This is a genomic window from Bradyrhizobium sp. UFLA06-24, from assembly GCF_054967145.1.
Window position 1 is genome coordinate 38,821 of record NZ_JADFUE010000018.1, and the last position, 18,386, is coordinate 57,206.

19 protein-coding genes are annotated in these 18,386 nt (G+C 64.8%); 15 read left to right on the forward strand and 4 right to left on the reverse strand.

The features are described from left to right. Positions 1–98 precede the first annotated feature (98 nt). The 10 genes from IF809_RS16660 (at position 99) to IF809_RS16705 (ending at position 10,632) form a co-directional block, all read left to right on the forward strand. Complete coding sequence (locus tag IF809_RS16660; protein ID WP_128968717.1) at positions 99–1,001, forward strand: ABC transporter permease; 903 nt, start codon at positions 99–101, stop codon at positions 999–1,001. A 183-nt stretch (positions 1,002–1,184) separates the two neighbouring features. Then, positions 1,185–2,246 (forward strand): ABC transporter ATP-binding protein, encoded by a 1,062-nt coding sequence (locus IF809_RS16665; protein ID WP_164938918.1) that lies wholly within the window; start codon positions 1,185–1,187, stop codon positions 2,244–2,246. Continuing rightward, positions 2,243–2,440 (forward strand): hypothetical protein, encoded by a 198-nt coding sequence (locus IF809_RS16670; protein WP_128968715.1) that lies wholly within the window; start codon positions 2,243–2,245, stop codon positions 2,438–2,440. Before IF809_RS16665 ends, IF809_RS16670 begins: the two co-directional genes overlap by 4 nt. Further along, the gene (locus IF809_RS16675) at positions 2,437–3,852 is read left to right on the forward strand and encodes an amidase (RefSeq protein ID WP_128968714.1); all 1,416 of its coding nucleotides are present in this window, start codon (positions 2,437–2,439) and stop codon (positions 3,850–3,852) included. Before IF809_RS16670 ends, IF809_RS16675 begins: the two co-directional genes overlap by 4 nt. Then, the gene (locus IF809_RS16680; RefSeq protein WP_128968713.1) at positions 3,849–4,823 is read left to right on the forward strand and encodes an ABC transporter ATP-binding protein; all 975 of its coding nucleotides are present in this window, start codon (positions 3,849–3,851) and stop codon (positions 4,821–4,823) included. The genes IF809_RS16675 and IF809_RS16680 overlap by 4 nt, the downstream gene beginning before the upstream one ends. Positions 4,824–5,043: 220 nt before the next feature. Then, the gene (locus tag IF809_RS16685) at positions 5,044–5,313 is read left to right on the forward strand and encodes a GlsB/YeaQ/YmgE family stress response membrane protein (RefSeq protein WP_188103698.1); all 270 of its coding nucleotides are present in this window, start codon (positions 5,044–5,046) and stop codon (positions 5,311–5,313) included. A gap of 253 nt (positions 5,314–5,566) precedes the next feature. Next, the gene (locus IF809_RS16690; protein ID WP_462838024.1) at positions 5,567–7,315 is read left to right on the forward strand and encodes a type I secretion system permease/ATPase; all 1,749 of its coding nucleotides are present in this window, start codon (positions 5,567–5,569) and stop codon (positions 7,313–7,315) included. Then, positions 7,312–8,646, forward strand: coding sequence for an HlyD family type I secretion periplasmic adaptor subunit (locus IF809_RS16695; protein ID WP_453980847.1), 1,335 nt, complete (start codon positions 7,312–7,314; stop codon positions 8,644–8,646). The genes IF809_RS16690 and IF809_RS16695 overlap by 4 nt, the downstream gene beginning before the upstream one ends. Before the next feature lie 165 nt (positions 8,647–8,811). Then, the gene (locus IF809_RS16700; protein WP_453980846.1) at positions 8,812–10,281 is read left to right on the forward strand and encodes an AMP nucleosidase; all 1,470 of its coding nucleotides are present in this window, start codon (positions 8,812–8,814) and stop codon (positions 10,279–10,281) included. 45 nt (positions 10,282–10,326) lie between these two features. Beyond that, entirely contained in the window at positions 10,327–10,632 is a 306-nt protein-coding gene (locus IF809_RS16705) for a DUF1488 family protein (protein WP_462838025.1), read from the forward strand. A gap of 12 nt (positions 10,633–10,644) precedes the next feature. Here IF809_RS16705 and IF809_RS16710 read toward each other — a convergent pair whose 3' ends face one another. Beyond that, a complete protein-coding gene (locus tag IF809_RS16710; RefSeq protein WP_462838026.1) occupies positions 10,645–11,130 on the reverse strand; it encodes a CinA family protein in 486 nt (161 codons plus the stop codon). A gap of 143 nt (positions 11,131–11,273) precedes the next feature. Between IF809_RS16710 and IF809_RS16715 the strand changes: the two genes are divergently transcribed. From IF809_RS16715 to IF809_RS16725, 3 genes are read left to right on the forward strand one after another with little or no spacing between them, the layout of a single operon-like run. Continuing rightward, the gene (locus IF809_RS16715; protein WP_462838027.1) at positions 11,274–12,332 is read left to right on the forward strand and encodes an amidohydrolase family protein; all 1,059 of its coding nucleotides are present in this window, start codon (positions 11,274–11,276) and stop codon (positions 12,330–12,332) included. Between the two features lie 25 nt (positions 12,333–12,357). Further along, entirely contained in the window at positions 12,358–13,467 is a 1,110-nt protein-coding gene (locus IF809_RS16720; protein ID WP_462838028.1) for an amidohydrolase family protein, read from the forward strand. Then, the gene (locus IF809_RS16725) at positions 13,467–13,880 is read left to right on the forward strand and encodes a Rieske (2Fe-2S) protein (RefSeq protein ID WP_462838029.1); all 414 of its coding nucleotides are present in this window, start codon (positions 13,467–13,469) and stop codon (positions 13,878–13,880) included. The genes IF809_RS16720 and IF809_RS16725 overlap by 1 nt, the downstream gene beginning before the upstream one ends. 117 nt (positions 13,881–13,997) lie before the next feature. On the opposite strand, the gene tcuC is transcribed toward IF809_RS16725, so the two are convergent. Both tcuC and IF809_RS16735 read right to left on the reverse strand, forming a co-directional pair. After that, positions 13,998–15,338, reverse strand: coding sequence for a tricarballylate/proton symporter TcuC (gene tcuC / locus IF809_RS16730; protein WP_462838030.1), 1,341 nt, complete (start codon positions 15,336–15,338; stop codon positions 13,998–14,000). 143 nt (positions 15,339–15,481) lie between these two features. Next, a complete protein-coding gene (locus IF809_RS16735; RefSeq protein WP_128968703.1) occupies positions 15,482–16,375 on the reverse strand; it encodes a transcriptional regulator GcvA in 894 nt (297 codons plus the stop codon). Positions 16,376–16,485: 110 nt separating this feature from the next. Between IF809_RS16735 and IF809_RS16740 the strand changes: the two genes are divergently transcribed. Both IF809_RS16740 and IF809_RS16745 read left to right on the forward strand, forming a co-directional pair. Continuing rightward, the gene (locus IF809_RS16740) at positions 16,486–16,689 is read left to right on the forward strand and encodes a DUF1127 domain-containing protein (RefSeq protein WP_128968702.1); all 204 of its coding nucleotides are present in this window, start codon (positions 16,486–16,488) and stop codon (positions 16,687–16,689) included. Positions 16,690–16,757: 68 nt separating this feature from the next. After that, positions 16,758–17,381, forward strand: coding sequence for a GNAT family N-acetyltransferase (locus IF809_RS16745; protein WP_453993654.1), 624 nt, complete (start codon positions 16,758–16,760; stop codon positions 17,379–17,381). 141 nt (positions 17,382–17,522) lie between these two features. Here the strand turns inward: IF809_RS16745 and IF809_RS16750 are convergent, their stop codons facing one another. Beyond that, positions 17,523–18,353: an enoyl-CoA hydratase gene (locus IF809_RS16750; protein ID WP_462838031.1), complete on the reverse strand. Its 831-nt coding sequence runs from the start codon at positions 18,351–18,353 to the stop codon at positions 17,523–17,525. Positions 18,354–18,386 lie beyond the last annotated feature (33 nt).

The window sequence follows — 18,386 nt, forward strand, 5'->3', positions numbered from 1 at the left end:
CCCTTACCCGCGCCTTCGGCGCGACCTCTCCCGCAGGCGGGCGAGGTACACCACCTGCTTGGCTCGCGTCGATCGTCTCAACTTTCGGAAGCGACCCGATGACCGAGCTTCCATTGTCCGCCCCCAGCGACGCCGCACTGCAGGCCGCCCCTGCCACCAAGGCGCGCGGTTATTGGGCAACCGTGGGCCGCCGTATCCTGCGCGACAAGGTCAGCATGGCCTGCGCGATCGTGCTGTTGCTGGTCTTCGTCTCCGCGATCCTGGCACCATGGCTGGGACTGGAAGATCCGTACAAGGGCTCGATGATCCGCCGCCTCCGCCACATCGGGACCCCAGGCTATCCGCTCGGCACCGACGAGCTCGGCCGCGACATGCTGGCGCGGCTGATCTATGGCGGGCGGTTGTCGCTGGTCATCGGCATTCTGCCTGTCATCCTCGCTTTCGGCATCGGGACCTCGGTCGGCATCATTGCCGGCTATGTCGGCGGCAGGCTCAATACCGCGATCATGCGCACGGTCGACGTGTTCTACGCCTTCCCTTCCGTGCTGCTCGCGATTGCGATCTCCGGCGCACTGGGCGCCGGCATCCTCAACTCCATCGTGGCGCTGACCATCGTGTTCGTGCCGCAGATCACCCGCGTCGCCGAAAGCGTCACCACAGGCGTGCGCAACATGGATTTCGTCGAGGCCGCGCGCGCCTCCGGCGCCGGGCCGTTCACCATCATGCGCGTGCACATTCTCGGCAACGTGTTGGGGGCGATCTTCGTCTATGCCACCAGCCTCATTTCGGTCTCGATGATCCTGGCCGCCGGTCTCTCCTTCCTCGGCCTCGGCACCAAGCCGCCCGAGCCGGAATGGGGCCTGATGCTGAACACCTTGCGGACCGCGATCTACGTCAACCCCTGGGTCGCGGCATTGCCGGGTGCGATGATCTTTGCAGTCTCGATCTGCTTCAACCTGCTCTCGGACGGCCTGCGCAGCGCCATGGATATCAGGAACTGAGATGATGGGATCGACACAGACTGCCACAGCGGCGGTGCCCCACCTCTCCCACAGGGAGAGGTCGGATCGCATCGCAAGGTGCGGTCCGGGTGAGGGGTTACGCTCCACCGAGTTTGCCGCGCCCCCTCACCCGGCGCTGCGCGCCGACCTCTCCCCGACGGGGAGAGGTGGGAGACCGCGGCCATGAGCGAGAGCAACAATTCCGTTGAAATGCTGGAGCCCGTCGAGGATGTCGGCGGGGTCGCGCAGCCGTTGCTTCAGGTCAACGGGCTGACCAAGCATTTCCCGGTGCGCGGCGGGCTGTTCGCCGCGAAGCGGACCGTGCGCGCCGTCGACAACGTCTCCTTCTCCGTAGCCAAAGGCGAGACCGTCGGCATCGTCGGCGAATCCGGCTGCGGCAAGTCCACCACCGCGCGCCTCTTGATGCATTTGATGCCGCGCGACACCGGCGACATCATCTATGACGGCATGACCGTGGGCCCGTCGCTGAGCTTGCGCGCGCTGCGCCGCGGCATGCAGATGGTGTTCCAGGATTCCTATGCTTCGCTCAATCCGCGCCTGACGATCGAGGAATCCATCGCTTTCGGCCCGAAGGTCCACGGCATGGCCGATGGTGCGGCGCGGGCGTTGGCGCGCGAGCTGCTCGGCAAGGTCGGTCTGGTACCTGCAAATTTCGCGAGCCGCTATCCGCACGAGATCTCCGGCGGCCAGCGCCAGCGCGTCAACATCGCACGTGCGCTGGCGCTCTCACCGCGGCTGGTGATCCTGGACGAAGCCGTCTCCGCGCTCGACAAATCCGTCGAGGCGCAGGTGCTCAACCTGCTCGCCGACCTCAAGCGCGAATTCGGCCTGACCTATCTCTTTATCAGCCATGACCTCAACGTCGTCCGCTACATCAGCGACCGCGTGCTTGTCATGTATCTCGGCGAGGTCGTCGAGCTCGGTCCGGTCGATCAGGTCTGGGACAGCCCGGCGCATCCCTATACGCGTGCCTTGCTGGCGGCGATGCCGTCCTCCGATCCTGACAGGCGCACCGAGAAGCCGCCGATCTCGGGCGACCCGCCCAATCCAATCGACCCGCCCGCGGGCTGCCGCTTCCATACCCGTTGTCCGTTTGCGGAGCCGCTCTGCGCAAATGCGTCACCAAAGCTTACGGCGCTGGATAATATGGGCCACGAGGCTGCGTGCTACATGGCCATTCCGGGATCGGGCCATAGCCTCGCGCCGAGGGAGACGAATTCATGACCAGACCGACACCGAAAGAGATCAAGCCTATCGCGCAACTTGCCGGCATCTCCGTGGATGACGAGATCGCGACCCGCATCTCAAATTCCATCGGGCCGGCCTTCGAAGGTTTTGCGGCCATCGCCGGCACGCTGCCGTTCGACCTCGAGCCCGCGCACTATCCTCTCGCGCAGACCCAGAAGGTGTCGAAGTGAGCCTCGAACCCGCCTTGATGACGCTCACCGAGGTCGCGCGTGCGATCGCGATGAAGCAGCTGTCTTCGCATGAGGTGACGCGCGCGCTGCTGCACCGCATTGCGCAGTGGCAGCCGCATCTCAACGCCTTCATGTCGATTGAATCGGAGGCCGCGCTCAAAGCGGCCGGTGTCGCCGACGCGGAGTTTGCCAAAGGCGAGGCGCGCGGCCCATTGCACGGCGTGCCGCTCGCCCACAAGGACATGTATTACGATGCCGGCCACGTCGCGACCTGTGGCTCGCTGATCCGCCGCGATTTCGTGCCGACGGTGACGTCCACGGCTTTGCAACGTCTGAAGGACGCCGGTCAGATCAGGCTCGGCACGCTGCATTTGGCCGAATTCGCCTATGGCCCGACCGGGCACAACGCCCATTACGGCCCGGTGCGCAATCCCTGGAACCTCGCGCATATCACGGGCGGTTCGTCCTCTGGCTCCGGCTCGTCGGTCGCCGCGCGCCTGACCTATGCGGCGCTGGGCTCGGACACCGGCGGCTCGATCCGCATGCCCGCGCATTTCTGCGGCGTCACGGGGCTGAAGACCACCGTTGGTCGTGTCAGCCGCGCCGGCGCGATGCCGCTGTCGCAATCGCTCGACACCGTCGGCCCGCTCGCGCGCACCGCGGAGGATTGCGCGCTGCTGCTGGCGCTGATCGCCGGCCCCGATCCTGAAGACTCGACCGCAAGCCATGAGCCGCTGTCGGACTACGTCGCGGCGACCAAGAGTTCGCTGAAAGGTTTGAAGATAGGAGTGCCCGCGTCCTTCTATGTCGACGATCTCGACAGCGAGGTCGCGCGCGTGCTGGACGAAACCATCGCCGTGCTCAAGCGCGAGGGCGCCGATATCGTCAAGGTCGAGCTGCCCGACCAGCGGCAATTGTCGTCGGCGAGCCAGCTCGTGCTGGCCGCCGAAGCGGCCGCCTTCCACAAGCGCTGGATGATCGAGCGGCCGCAGGATTATGGCGCGCAGACCTTGATGCGGCTGCAGAACGGGCTCGCCATTCCCGCCATTACTTATCTCGAGGCGATGCGCTGGCGCGGCCCGGCACTCGCCGCGCACAATGCGGCAGCTGCAGGCGTTGATGCGATCGTCGCTCCGGCCTCGCCGATCCCGGCGCCGACGATCGAGGAGAGCGATGTCGGCGGCGGACCCAACGCGCCGGCTTTGCTGCAGCGGCTGACGCTGTTCACGCGTCCCGTGAACTTCCTGGGCCTGCCGTCGCTCACGGTGCCCTCGGGCTTCACCAGGAGCGGCCTGCCTGTCGGCATGCAGCTGATCGGCCGGTCCTTCGATGAAGCGACGCTGCTCACCATCGGCGCCGCGTTCCAGCGCGTCACCGACTATCACGACCGGGTACCCAAGCTGCCGTCATGACCAAGCTCGTCGAGATCTCAGACCTCAACATCCGCTTCACCGGCGAGCGCACGGTCCATGCCGTGAACGATCTCGGTGTCTCGCTCGGCGATAGTGAGGTGCTGGGCCTGCTCGGCGAGTCCGGTTCGGGCAAGAGCGTGACGCTGCGCGCATTGATGCGGCTGTTGCCGAAGAAGCGCACGCAGATCACGGGCACGGTCAAGGTGATGGGCCGAGACGTGCTCGCGATGAACGATGAGGAATTGTCGTCGTTCCGCGGCCAGACGGTGTCGATGATCTTCCAGGAACCCGCGCTGGCGCTCGATCCCGTCTACACCATCGGTGCGCAGATCGCCGAAAGCGTCGTGCGCCACGAAGGCAGGAGCTATGCCGAGGGCAGGGCGCGGGCGCTTGAGATGCTCGATGTCGTGCGCATCCCCTCCGCAAGACGCCGGCTGGACGCCTATCCGCACGAGATGTCCGGCGGCATGCGCCAGCGCGCGATGATTGCGCTCGCGCTGGCTTGCCGGCCCAAAATCCTGCTGGCGGACGAGCCGACCACCGCCCTCGATGCCACCGTGCAGATCCAGATCCTGCTCCTGCTTCGCGAGTTGCAGCGCGAGTTCGGCATGTCCGTCATCTTCGTGACCCACGACATCGGCGTCGCCATCGAGATCTGCGACCGCATCGCGGTGATGTATGCCGGCCAGGTCGTGGAGCAGGGGAGCCTTCGCGAGATCGTCCGCTCGCCGGTCCACCCCTATGCCAAGGGCCTGCTTGCCTCGACCATTCATGGCGCGAGGCGCGGCCAGCGCTTGGAGACCATCCCCGGCACCCCGCCGTCGCTGGCCGAAAAGCCGAACTGCTGCTCCTTCGCCCCCCGCTGCAAGCTCGTCGAACCGCGCTGCCTGGAGCAGCTGCCCGAAAGCACCGAGATCGGGCCCGGGCGGGCGGCGCGATGCGTGCTGGCCGGGCCGGTGGTTGCGACGTAATCGGCGCGCTCCGGCCGCGCGCCTCCGAACGCCGAAATTCCCTGCGCCAACATGCCCTTGTCGCGATCCACCGCGTCCGCTCCGCTTGCGCGATGTCTACTGTGCATGGGGTTGTTTTCGCGATTCATGTTTGAGTGGTTCCCTTCGGAGACCAGCATTCAGACCCCATTCATCCCGGTTCCGGTTCCATGGCCTCGTTCACGGAGAGGGACTTCAGCTTATGTACATTTCTGGCCAAAGCCTCATCATCATCCTGTTCGTCGGCCTGGTCGCCGGCTGGCTCGCCGGCAAGGTCGTGCGGGGGAGCGGGTTCGGCATCGTCGGCGACATCGTGATCGGCATCGCCGGCGCGTTCGTCGCGAGCTTCCTGTTCCCCAGGCTCGGCATCCATCTCGGCCTCGGGTTGGTCTCGGAGATCATCTATTCCGCGATCGGCGCCGTCATCCTGCTGCTGGTGGTCCGGCTGGTGCGCGGCGGCGGCCGGCTTTAGCGGGTTAGCGGCTCAATCAACCTTCCGCCTCTCCGTGGCCTGGGGAGAGGCGCCGTCCTTGCCGGAAAAAGCCGCAAAGCCTGTGAAATACCGGACTTGCGCATCGGGCTATCCGGGGTAGATGTGGCCGAGGCCGGATTAATTCGATTGCGTTGCCCGCGGGAAGAACGCGATATTAATCCGGGCGAGGTAAGCCTCGATTTACCCAGGAAATCAGGGGCTTTGCCCCTCACCCGAAAGAGAGATCAGACTGATGGCAGCCGTTCCCGGCCTTCGCCGTTCAGAGCTCGGTGACGCGCTGCGTGCCTGCCGCACGGCGTTCGTCGGCGTCGGCTTCATGAGCTGCATGATCAACCTGCTCTATCTGACCGGGTCGATCTTCATGCTGGAGGTCTACGACCGGGTGCTGCCGAGCCGCAGCATTCCGACGCTGGTCGGGCTGATTGTCCTCGCCGGCGGTCTTTACGCGGCGCAAGGCGTGCTCGATATGATCCGCAGCCGCATCCTGGGACGGGTCGGCACCGCGCTCGACGAGGCGCTGAACAAGCGGGTGTTCGATACCATCGTGCGCCTGCCGCTGCTGGTCGGCAGCCGCAACGAGGGGCTTCAGCCGCTGCGCGACCTCGATAATGTCCGCTCCTTCCTCGGCGGCATGGGCCCGAGCGCGTTCTTCGACCTGCCCTGGCTGCCGCTCTATCTCGCCATCTGTTTCGCTTTCCACGTCATGATCGGCGTGACCGCCCTGGTCGGCGCCGTCATCCTGGTCGGGCTGACGCTGGTCACCGAGTTCCTGTCCCGCCAGCCTGCGAAGGAAGCGATGGGCCTTGCCGCCCGGCGCAACGACCTCGCCCAATCCAGCCGCCGCAATGCCGAGGTGCTGGTGGCGATGGGCATGGCCGGCCGGCTCAACCAGCGCTGGAGCGAGGCCAATGAAAAATATCTCTCCGGCAATCAGCGTGCGAGCGACGTCGCCGGCGGCCTCGGTGCGATCGCAAAAGTGCTGCGCATGATGCTGCAATCGGCGGTGCTCGCGGTCGGTGCCTATCTCGTCATCCACCAGGAGGCGACCGCCGGCATCATCATCGCGGGCTCGATCCTCTCGGCCCGCGCGCTGGCGCCGGTCGATCTTGCGATCGCGCACTGGAAATCCTTCGTCGCGGCCCGCCAGAGCTGGCACCGTCTCAGCCGCCTGTTGGAACAGATGCCGGCGCAGGCGTTGCCGACCCAGTTGCAGGCGCCCACCAAGCGGCTCTCGGTCGAAGGCGTCGCCATGGTGGCGCCGGGCGACCAGCGACTGATCGTCCAGGACGTGACGTTTGCGCTCGAGGCCGGCAACGGGCTCGGCGTGATCGGGCCGAGCGGCTCCGGCAAATCCTCGCTGATCCGCGCGCTGGTCGGCGTCTGGCATCCGGTGCGCGGCAAGGTCCGGCTCGACGGTGCGGCGCTCGACCAATGGTCGAGCGACGTGCTCGGCAGCCATATCGGTTATCTGCCGCAGGACGTCGAGCTGTTCGGCGGCAGCATCGCGCAGAACATCAGCCGCTTCGATCCCGAGGCGACCTCCGACGGCATCATCGCCGCGGCCAAGGAAGCCGGCGTGCACGAGATGATCATCAAGATGCGCGAGGGCTACAATACGCAGGTCGGCGAGCAGGGCACTTCGCTGTCCGCAGGCCAGGCCCAGCGCGTGGCGCTGGCGCGCGCGCTCTACGGCAATCCGTTCCTGATCGTGCTGGACGAGCCCAATTCCAATCTCGACACCGAAGGCGACGAGGCGTTGACCCGCGCGATCCGCAACGCGCGCGAACGCGGTGCGATCGTCATCGTCGTGGCGCATCGCCCGATCGGGGTCGAGGCAGTCGATCAGATCCTGGTGCTCCGTGATGGCCGCATGCAGGCGTTCGGACCGAAGGAGCAGGTGCTCGCCCAGGTGCTCCAGCCCCGCGTCGCGCCGCCGGCGCCGATCAAGGTCGTCAGCGAGGGCGGAGTGGCCAAAGCATGAGCACGGTGACGGTTGGCGGCACAAAGCCCGCCGCGCCCAAGACTGTCCGGGAGTCGATCCGGTTTCACCTGATCCTCGGGATTTCGATTGTGCTGCTGCTGGCCGTCGGCCTCGGCGGCTGGGCTTCGACCGTGCTGATCTCAGGCGCGCTGATCGCGCCGGGTCAGATCGTGGTCGAATCCAACGTCAAGAAGGTGCAGCATCCGACCGGCGGCGTGGTCGGCGAGGTGCGCGCCCGCGACGGCGACGTGGTCAAGGCCGGCGACATCGTGGTGCGGCTCGACGACACCGTCACCAAGGCGAACCTCGCCATCGTGGTCAAGAATCTCGACGCCGCCCAGGCGCGTGCGGCGCGGCTCCAGGCCGAGCAGCGCGGACTCGACAAGATCGAGTTTCCGCAATCGCTGCGCGATCGCATCAGCGATCCCGACGTCAAGACGCTGATCGACAGCGAAAGCAAGCTGTTCGACGTTCGCGTCAACGGCCGCGCCGGCCAGAAGGCGCAGCTCCGCGAACGCATCCAGCAGCTCAACGAGGAGATCGAGGGTCTCCAGGCGCAGGAGACAGCCAAGGACAAGGAGATCAGCCTGGTGCAGCAGGAGCTCACCGGGGTGCGCGATCTCTACGACAAGCATCTGGTGCAGATTTCGCGCCTGACCACGCTGGAGCGCGACAGCGCCCGCCTCAACGGCGAGCGGGCGCAATACATCGCCTCGCGGGCGCAGGCCAAGGGCAAGATCACCGAGACCGAGCTCCAGATCATCCAGGTCGACAAGGACATGGTCAGCGAGGTCTCCAAGGATCTGCGCGAGACCAACGACAAGATCGGCGAGCTGATCGAGCGCAAGGTCGCCGCCGAGGACCAGCTCCGCCGCGTCGACATTCGCGCTCCGCAGGACGGCATGGTGCTGCAATCGACGGTGCACACCGTCGGCGGCGTCGTCACCGCCGGCGATACGCTGATGTTGATCGTGCCGCAGAGCGACGATCTCCAGGTCGAGGCCAAGGTCAACCCGGTCGATATCGACAAGCTGCAGATCGGCCAGAAGACGCTGCTGCGTCTCTCCGCCTTCAACCAGCGCACCACGCCCGAACTCAACGGCGTCGTCAGCCGCGTCTCTCCTGACGTCACCACCGACCAGCGCACCGGCCAGAGCTACTATACGATCCGCGTGTCGATGTCCGCCGAGGAGGTCGCCCGGCTCGGCGATTCCAAGCTGATTCCCGGCATGCCGGTGGAGGCCTTCGTCCAGACCGGCGACCGCACCATGCTGTCGTATCTCTTGAAGCCGCTGCACGACCAGTTCATGCGAGCCTTTCGCGAGAAGTGACGCGCGGCAATCTCGGTTGCGTAGGGTAGGTCAGGCGAAGCCGTAACCCACCACTTCTCCAGCCGTGAAGCAGAAGTGGTGGGTGACGCTGCGCTAACCCACCCTACGAGACCTCTTTCTTTGCTATAGTTCGACTCGAAGCCCCAACAACCCGGCGCTCGAACGATGCAATCTCCACCCTCTATCGCCACCGAATCCTTCTCCGATGCCTCCGCGGCCGTTGCCCGCCTCGAAGAAATCTACGAGCGCAACACCAAGTTCCTGCGCGACCGGTTCGAGGCCTATGTCTCAGGCGAGGCGATCGCGGCGCGGGTGCGGGCCTATTATCCTTTCGTGCGCCTCACCACCGCCACGCATGCGCGGCTGGATTCGCGTCTGTCCTACGGTTTCGTCGCAGGCCCCGGCGTGCACGAGACCAGCGTGACGCGGCCGGATTTGTTTCGCAGCTATTTGACCGAGCAGATCGGCCTGCTGATCCAGAACCACGGCGTTCCCGTCGAAATCGGCGAGTGCAATGAGCCGATCCCGATTCACTTCGCCTATCGCCGCGACATCAACATCGAGGCGGCCATCACCACCAGCGAGAATTCGTCCGTCGCACGATCGCTGCGCGATGCGTTCGACGTGCCGGATCTCGCCACCATGGACGATGCCATCGCTGACGGCACTTTCGAGCTTCGGCCAGATGCACCCGAGCCGCTGTCGCTGTTCCGCGCCGCCCGCGTCGACTACTCGCTGCGCCGGCTCTACCACTACACCGGCACCGATCCCGAGCATTTCCAGAACTTCGTGATCTTCACCAACTACCAGTTCTACGTCGACGCCTTCGCGCAGCTCTGCCAGCAGCGGCTTCAGGCCGGCGAGGCCGGCCTCGAGGCCTTCGTCGCGCCCGGCAATGTGATCACGCGCAGCGGCGGAGCGACGAGCGGCGATGCGCCCTTGCGTAGCCCGCAGATGCCGGCCTTTCATCTCGTCGCGCCGGGCTATCGCGGCATCACCCTGATCAATATCGGCACCGGTCCGTCCAACGCGCGCAACGTCACCGATCACGTCGCGGTGCTGCGGCCGCATGCCTGGCTGATGCTGGGGCATTGCGCCGGCCTGCGCAACACGCAGCGGCTCGGCGATTATGTGCTGGCGCATGGCTATGTGCGCGAGGATCATGTGCTCGATCGCGAGCTGCCGCTGTGGGTGCCGATCCCGGCGCTGGCCGAGATGCAGGTCGCGCTGGAACAGGCGGTCGAGGACGTCACGGGCCTGGAAGGTTTCGAGCTCAAGCGCCTGATGCGCACGGGCACCGTCGCCAGCGTCGACAACCGCAATTGGGAGATCTCCGGCCCCGAGGTGATCCGCCGTATGTCCCAGTCGCGCGCGGTTGCGCTCGACATGGAATCGGCCACGATCGCCGCCAATGGCTACCGCTTCCGCGTGCCCTACGGCACGCTGCTCTGCGTCTCCGACAAGCCGTTGCATGGCGAGATCAAGCTCGCCGGCATGGCCAGCGAGTTCTACCGTCGCCGCGTCGGTCAGCATCTCGAGATCGGCCTCAAGGCGCTGGAGCGGCTCAAGCAGCAGGAATCGGAGCGGCTGCATTCGCGCAAGCTTCGCAGCTTTGCCGAAGTGGCGTTCCAGTAGCGGGAAGCCGCTCTTTGGTGCTGACAAGCGCTGCGATTTTCAGCATTGTCTGGCCGGGGCTCGACTGGGACGACTTATGCCACTGACGCGCGACAGGATCATGGCCATGATCTCGAACGGCTGGCCTTTCGCTTCACCATGCTGAGCGAGGATGAAGTCGTGCAGTGCCAGATCAGCGATGCCGCGATGGATGAACTCGCGGGCATGCAAGGCACCGAGAGCAGCGCGCGGCAGGCGCAGTTCACGTCGCTGCGCGAGACCATCGAGCGGATCGCCTCGGACCTCTACGACCAGGCGCCGCGGTTCAAAGGCTATGTGGTGCGGATCTTCATACGGCATCTGGGACGGTGAGTAGGCCGGCTGTCACCGCCCCTCCAATTTCTTCAGCAACAATTTCAGCGCCGTCGCCGCGAACACCTGCATATTCGCGAACCGGTCGTTGCTATCGGTTTCCAGCGTCATCACCTCGGCCGCAGGTCCCGCCACCGCCATGCAGCTATGGCCGGCGGCATCGCCGTAGCGGTTGCCGGTCGGGCCGGCGGCGCCGGTCTCGGACAGGCCCCAGTCGGAGCTGAAGCGGCCGCGCATCTGTTCGGCCAGCAGTCTGGCGTACGGCTCCGATGAGGAGCGAAAGCCCTTCATTCCTTCATCCGAAATATCCATCAGCACGCGTCGGGCATCGCGGGTGTAGACCACCGCGCCCCCCAAGAAATAGGCGGAGGCGCCGGGCACCGCGAGCAGGCTTGCCGCGATCAGCCCGCCGGCCGAGGATTCCGCAACTGCGACCGTCTCTTTGCGCGCGATCAGTTTGGCGGCCACCTGTTCCGCAATGCCGATGAGCTCTTTCATCCCGTACCCCTGTTCCTTCGCATCCGAGCTCCGCCTTCCTAGCATATGACGGAAGCCTTGGCCGAGTTGCGGGCGACGGGCAGGCCTGCTTGAATGACGGATACAAGAAGAGACATGCGAGGAAACGTGAGAAGGCAGACGTCATGACGTCCCTGATCCCCGGTGGGGTGGACTGCGATGTACATCCGGCCGTGCCGCATCTGACCAGCCTGCTGCCGTACCTGAACGACTATTGGCGCGATCAGGTGACGACGCGCGGCATGGTCGATCTCGTCTCGCAATCCTATCCGCAGAACTCGCCGATCGCCGCGCGGCCCGACTGGCGTCCCGAGAAGGGAAAGCCCGGCGAGAGCCTGCAGGACATGCAGCGCCACGTGCTCGATCCCTTCCAGCTCGAGTTTGCGATCTGCAATCCGCTTTACGGCGTGCAGATGGTGTTTTCCGAAGACATGCAGGCCGCGTTCTGCCGCGCGGTCAACGAATGGCTGGCAAAGGAATGGCTCGGTCGCGATTCCCGGCTGCGCGGCTCGATCGTCATCCCGACGCAAAGCATCGAGAAAGCCGTCGCCGAGATCGAGCGCTGCGCATCTGACAGGCGCTTCGTGCAGGTGCTGATGCTGGTCATGGGCGACACGCCCCTCGGCAAACGCGCGCTGTGGCCGATCTACGAGGCCGCGCAACGACACGATCTGCCGGTGGGTGTCCACGCCGGTTCCGCCTATCACAATCCACCGACCGCGGTGGGCTGGGGTTCCTACCACATCGAGGATTATGTCGGTCAGGCCCAGGCGTTCCAGACCCAGCTCACCAGCCTGATCGTGGAAGGCGTGTTCGCGAAATATCCGCACCTGAAAATGGTGATGCTGGAGTCCGGCGTCTCCTGGATCGCGCCGTATCTCTGGCGGCTGCACAAATTCTGGCGCGGTGTGCGGATGGAAACGCCATGGGTCGATCGCGCGCCGCTGGAGATTGTGCGCAGCAACATCCGCTTCTCATTACAGCCATTTGATGCGCCGCCGCACGAGGCGACATTAAATCGCCTGTTTGAGCATATGCAGTCCGACGAATTGGTCCTATTCTCCACGGACTATCCGCACTGGCAGTTCGACGGCCAGGATGCGCTGCCCGAGGGGCTCGCCCCCGATCTCGTGCGCAAGATCATGATCGACAATCCACATGCGACCTATCCCCGCCTGAAATGAGCCCGCTGCCAAAGGAGGCAAGGCGATGAATATCCAGTTCCGCGAGAGCCAAGAAACTGTTTCCCCTCTGACATCAAAGACCGCGATTGCGGACTGCGACATCCATCCGGCACGTGCCACCCGAACCGAGCTTTATCCCTACCTCGCCAAGCGCTGGCAACATCACCTCGAAGTCTATGGTGTCCATGCCTATCAGGGCATGATGGAAGGCCCGCCCTATCCGAAGGCCCAACCCAACGCCTCGCGCCGCGATGCCTATCCGCCGGAAGGCGGGCCGCAGGGCTCGTCGCTCTCCTTCATGCAGAAGCAGCTGCTCGACCGCAACAATGTGCAGCTCGGCGTGCTCAATCCGCTGGGTACCGGGCAGGGCATTCGCAACCACGAGCTCTCGGCGGCGCTGTGCTCGGCGATCAACGACTGGCAGATCGACAAATGGACCAGCAAGGACAAGCGGCTCAAGGCGTCCATTGTCGTCGGCAATGAGGATGGCTTGTCGGCGGCCGCCGAGATCCGCGAGCGCGCCGGCGACAAGAACTTCGTGCAGGTGCTGCTGCTGAGCCGCAATGTCGAGCCGCTCGGCCAGCGCCGCTATTGGCCTATTTACCAGGCTGCCGAAGAGGCGGGTCTTCCGGTCGGCGTGCACGCCTTCGGCTTCGGCGGCAATCCGATCACGCCGTCGGGCTGGCCGTCCTATTACATCGAGGAGATGGTGGGCCATTCGCAGTGCCAGCAATCGGCGCTGGCCAGTCTCGTGCTGGAAGGCGTGTTCGAGCGTTTCCCCAAACTGAAGATGGTGATGATCGAGGCCGGCTTCGGCTGGGCGCCGTCGCTGGCCTGGCGCCTCGACAAGGTCTGGCAGCGACTGCGCAGCGAGGTGCCGCACGTCAAGCGGCCGCCGTCCGAATATATCCGCGAGCAGGTGTGGTGGACCACCCAGCCGATGGAAGACCCGGAAAAGCGCGAAGACCTGTTCGACGTCATCAGCTGGATCGGCTGGGATCGGCTGCTGTTTGCGACCGACTATCCGCATTGGGATTATGACGAGCCGTCCCGCGTGCTGCCGGCGGGCGTCAGCGAAGCCAATCGCGAGGCGTTCTATCTCGGCAATGCCAAGAAGCTCTACGGAATAGCTTGATGGCGCGTCATGTGATTGCGCCGGTCAATGAGCTTCCGCCGGGGACGCGAAAGTTTCTGGAGATCGACGGACGGCCGATCGCCGTCTTCAACATCAAGGGCGAGTATTTCGGCCTGATGAACCGCTGTCCGCACCAGGGGGCGGCCTTGTGCGAAGGCCCGCTGATCGGACTTGCGCAGTCCAGCGATCCCGGCGAGATCGAATATACAAAACTCGGCGAGATCATCCGCTGTCCCTGGCATGGCTGGGAGTTCGACATCCGCACGGGCCAGTCCTACTGCGATCCCCGGCGCTTCCGCGTGAAGGCCTATCCGGCCCATGTCGAGCCTGGCGCCAGTGTGGTGAAGAGCCCGTATGTGGCCGAGACGATCCCAGTGACGGTCGAGAGCGATTACGTGGTGGTGGAGCTGTAAGTCCCTTCCGTCATTCCGGGGCGATGCGCAGCATCGAGCCCGGAATCCATCGTGCGTCAGCAATGCTGGGAAAAATGGATTCCGGGCTCGCGACTTTGTCGCGCCCCGGAATGACGATCAACGCCCCGTCGCCGGCTCGGTAGCCGTGTCATAGCTCGGCACCGCCTGCTTGCCCCCGCGATAAACGGCGAGTGCGGCGATGATGCCGAGCGCCGCGCCGAACATGAGCCAGTACGCCGGCGAGGCCTTGTCGCCGTTGGTCATGCTGATCAGCTTGGTCGCCACGGCGGGCGTCGACGTGCCGAAGATGCCCGCGGCCAAGGCGAACGCGATCGAGAAGCAGGTGGTACGGACATGAGCCGGCACGATCTCGACCAGGCATCCCAGCATCGTGCCGCTGTAGACGCCGAAGTAGAACGAGAACATCATCTGAACAGCCAGCAGCTTCCCGAGTGTGGGAGCTGCCGCGAGCCAGGACAGGGCGGGGTAGGCCGTCAGGAATGACAGGGCCGCGATCGTCACCAGCACGGGCTTGCGGCCGATGCGGTCGGATAGCGCGCCGCCGACCGGATTCCAGATGAAGTTGGTGACAGCAACGAGAAGCGTCACCAGCAGCGTTCCGGTCGGCGACAAATTGAGCTGCTTGCCGAAGCCCGGGGCGTACACCGTGATGAAGTAGAAGGTCGTGGTGGTCAGCACGGCGATCATCATGCCGAGAATGACGATGCGCCAGTTCGCGATCGCCGATGCGAAAACTTCGCGCGCGGTCGGGTGCTTCTTCATGGCCAGGAAGGCCGGCGTTTCCTCGAGCGAGCGCCGCAGGAAGAAAATGACCGGGATGATGATGCAGCCGACGAAGAACGGGATACGCCACTTTGCAACGCCCCCGATCACATCCAGGAAGGTGTCGCCGGGAATGAGCTCCCTCAGGATGAAGCCGATGATCGCTGCGACGAAGATGGCGACCTGCTGACTGGATGATTGGAACGAGGTGTAGAAGCCGCGATTGCCGGGCGTGGCGATCTCGGAGAGATAGACGGAAACGCCGCCGAGCTCCACGCCGGCCGAGAAGCCCTGGATCAAGCGGCCGATCAGCACGATGACCGGGGCGGCAACACCGATCGCTGCATAAGACGGGCAGAACGCGATCACTACGGTGCCGAGCGCCATGAGCGCGAGTGTGAAGATCAGCCCCTGGCGCCGGCCGATACGGTCGATATAGGCACCAAGCACGATCGCGCCCACCGGGCGCATCAGCGCGCCGAGCCAGAACACGCCATACGCATTGAGCAGGGCCGCGGTGTCGTCTGCGGCCGGGAAGAACGCCTTCGCGATATCCTGCGCGTAGAAGCCGAACAGGAAGAAATCGAACTGTTCGAGAAAATTGCCCGATGTGGCGCGCAGGATCGCGCCGATGCGCGACTTGATTGCAGGCGGATTGGTGGCTGGTCCAGCCATGAGCGTTTACTCCCTTTCGAGACGTGGCCGGACCGGAACTCATTTCACGGCAAGGCGACAAATTGCTGCTGCGGCAATCTGGCTACCCCTCTCGCGCGGGACGTTGCGAGTCAACCCATTTCGCGGCAGAAGCTGATGATTTTTCAGGCTTTATTCTGGGTTGCGGCGACCATCCATTGGCGAAAGGCGGCGAGCTTCGGCGCCTCGCGGCGGCCCTCCGGCGAGACCAGATAGAAGCCGGCGTCCGCCGGCAGCGCGATCTTGAAGGGCACCACCAGCCGGCCCTTGGCGATGTCATCCTGAACGTAGGAGGTCCGGCCCATCGCCACGCCCATGCCGTCGATCGCCGCCTGCACCGTCATGAAGGTCATGTCGAAGGTGATGCCGGGCTGCCGTGAAATGCCGGCGGGCAGGCCTGCCGCCGTCAGCCAGAGCCGCCAGTCATCGCTGTTGTTGGTATGCAGCAGCACATGATCCTTCAGGTCCTCCGGCGTGCGCAGCGATTTGTCGCTGCGAAGGAGGGAGGGACTGCACACCGGAAACAGCTCGTCCGCCATCAGCCACTCGGCGCGAACGCCCGGCCACTGGCCGCGGCCGTAGCGGATCGCGGCATCGACATTGTCGCGCTGGAAGTCGACGAGGCTGGTCGAGGTGGTGATGCGGACGTCGATGCCGGGATGGGTCTCCTGGAAATCGGTCAGACGCGGCAGCAGCCATTTCGCGGCCAGTGAAGCGATCGTCGAGACCGTCAGCACCCTGTCGTCGTCCTTGCGCAGCAGCCGGTCGGTGGCAAGGCGGAGGTCGTTGAAGGCGGCGCGGACACCGGGGAGATAGTCACGCGCTTCGGGGGTCAGCGCCAGCGCGCGATTCTGCCGGATGAACAGGCGGATGCCGAGCTCCTCCTCGAGGCGCCGAATCTGATGGCTGATCGCGGTCTGGGTCACGTTCAGCTCGCTTGCGGCCAACGTGAAGCTGAGATGGCGCGCGGCGGCCTCAAAGGCCCGCAATCCGTTCAGGGAAGGCAATCTGGCAGTCATTTGGCAGCATGATGCATGAGCTTAATTCATGCGAAGGAGTACAAATTGTCGTTTGTCGCAGCGCACTCACAGGCAGATATTGGCGGTCAAGTTAGCTCAAGGAGCTGAAAATGTCTACGTTGACCGATAATTCGATGACAAATCATCATGCAGCAGGCCTGATCCAGCAGGTCAGTGAGACGCTCCATCTCTGGCATGAGCGCTATCGCAACAGGCGCGAACTGACCAACTGGACCGCCCGCGATCTGCATGACGTCGGCCTGTCCTGGTCCGACGTTGCCTACGAGGCTGACAAACCCTTCTGGCGGGCCTGATTGGCCGCCAGGCCGGCGCCGCCTGAGCACAGGGGCGCCGGCGGTCCCTCGTCTCCTGGGCACGGATCATGAGCACTTATCGTCTGGAAGACCTGAAGCAATATTCCGATACGTTGCGCACCCGCGACGGAGAGGCGATCAACGTTCGCTTCGTCGAGCCTCGCGACACCGAGGAGCTTCAACACTATTTCCGTTCGCTCTCGACCCGCTCGCGCTACAACCGCTTCTTCGGTGCGATCAGTGAATTGCCCAAGGGTCTGCTGAACGATTTTCTTCAGGTGGGCGAGCGCGATCGTTTCACCGTGGTGGTCACCAGGATGGTCGACGGCTTCGAGACCATCGTCGCCGAGGCGCGCTATGCCCTGCATGCCGAGACGTCGACGCTCGAATTCGGCCTGTCGGTTGATGACCGCTGGCAGGGCCAAGGCATCGCCACCGCACTGATGAAGAACCTCGAATGCCGCGCCGCGGCGCTCGGCGCCGAGCACATATTCGGCGACACGCTGCGCTCCAACCAAACCATGATCTCGCTCGCGCGCAAATCCGGGTTCGGCTTCGTCAATCATCCCGATGATTGGAAGCTGGTGCGTTTCGACAAGGAGATCCACGTCGCGCCAAAGGACATTCCCTGCGCGAGCTGGCGTCTCGCCGCCCTTTCCCGTCAGGCCGATAGCCCCTCAGCCTCGGCCTGACATGACTCGATGCCCGGCTTGCAGCCGGGCATTTTTTTATGCGCCGTAGCCCGGATGGAGCGCAGCGTAATCCGGGATTCGCACGGCAAGCGCCGGCGGTCCCGGATTACGCTGCGCTCCATCCGGGCTACGGATGACCGGCTACTTCCCCGTGAACACCGCCTTGCGCTTCTCGATGAAGGCCTGCACGGCCTCCTTGTGGTCGGCGGTCGTGGTGAGGCGCACCAGCCGCTCGGCTTCGTGATCCCTGGCGGTCTCGAAATCGAACAGCAGGGCCTCGTCGAGATTGTCCTTCATGTAGCGCAGCGCCAGCCGCGGGCCTTTGGCGAGAGACCTGGCGAGCGCGAAGGCCTCGGTCTGCAATTTGTCGTCGGGAACGACGCGATTGACGAGTCCAATGGCTTCCGCGCGCGCGGCATCGACGCGATCGCCGGTGAACATCAGTTCGCGGGCGCGTGCGGTGCCGACCAGGCGTGTCAGCAGCCAAGCGATGCCGTAATCGCCCGACAGTGCGATGCGGGCATAACCGGTGGCGACGAAGGCCGATTGCGCGGCGATGCGGACGTCGCAAGCCATCGCGATGGCGAGCCCGGCGCCGACCGCAGGTCCTGGGAGCGCCGCGATGGTCGGCTTGCGTACCGAGACCAGCGCGCCGGTGAGCAGCCGCTGCCGCTCCTGCAGATCGGCGATGCGGTCCTCCAGCGACATCTCCAGCTTCTTGGGGTCGCGATGCGCGCCCATGCCCTTGACGTTGCCGCCGGCGCAGAACGCTTCGCCGGCGCCGGTGATCAGGAGTGCGCCGACATCGGGACTCTCGCCGCAGCTGCGGATCATCGTGCGCAGCGCCGGCGTCAGCGCGTCCGACAGTGAATTGCGCGCCTCCGGCCGGTTCAGCGTGATGACAGCGACGCGGTCGCGGATGACGCAGAGGAGCTCGTTGGTGCCGGTATCGATGATGGTTTCGGTGGTCATGCGGTCTCCCTCTCCTTCGTCATTGCGAGGAGC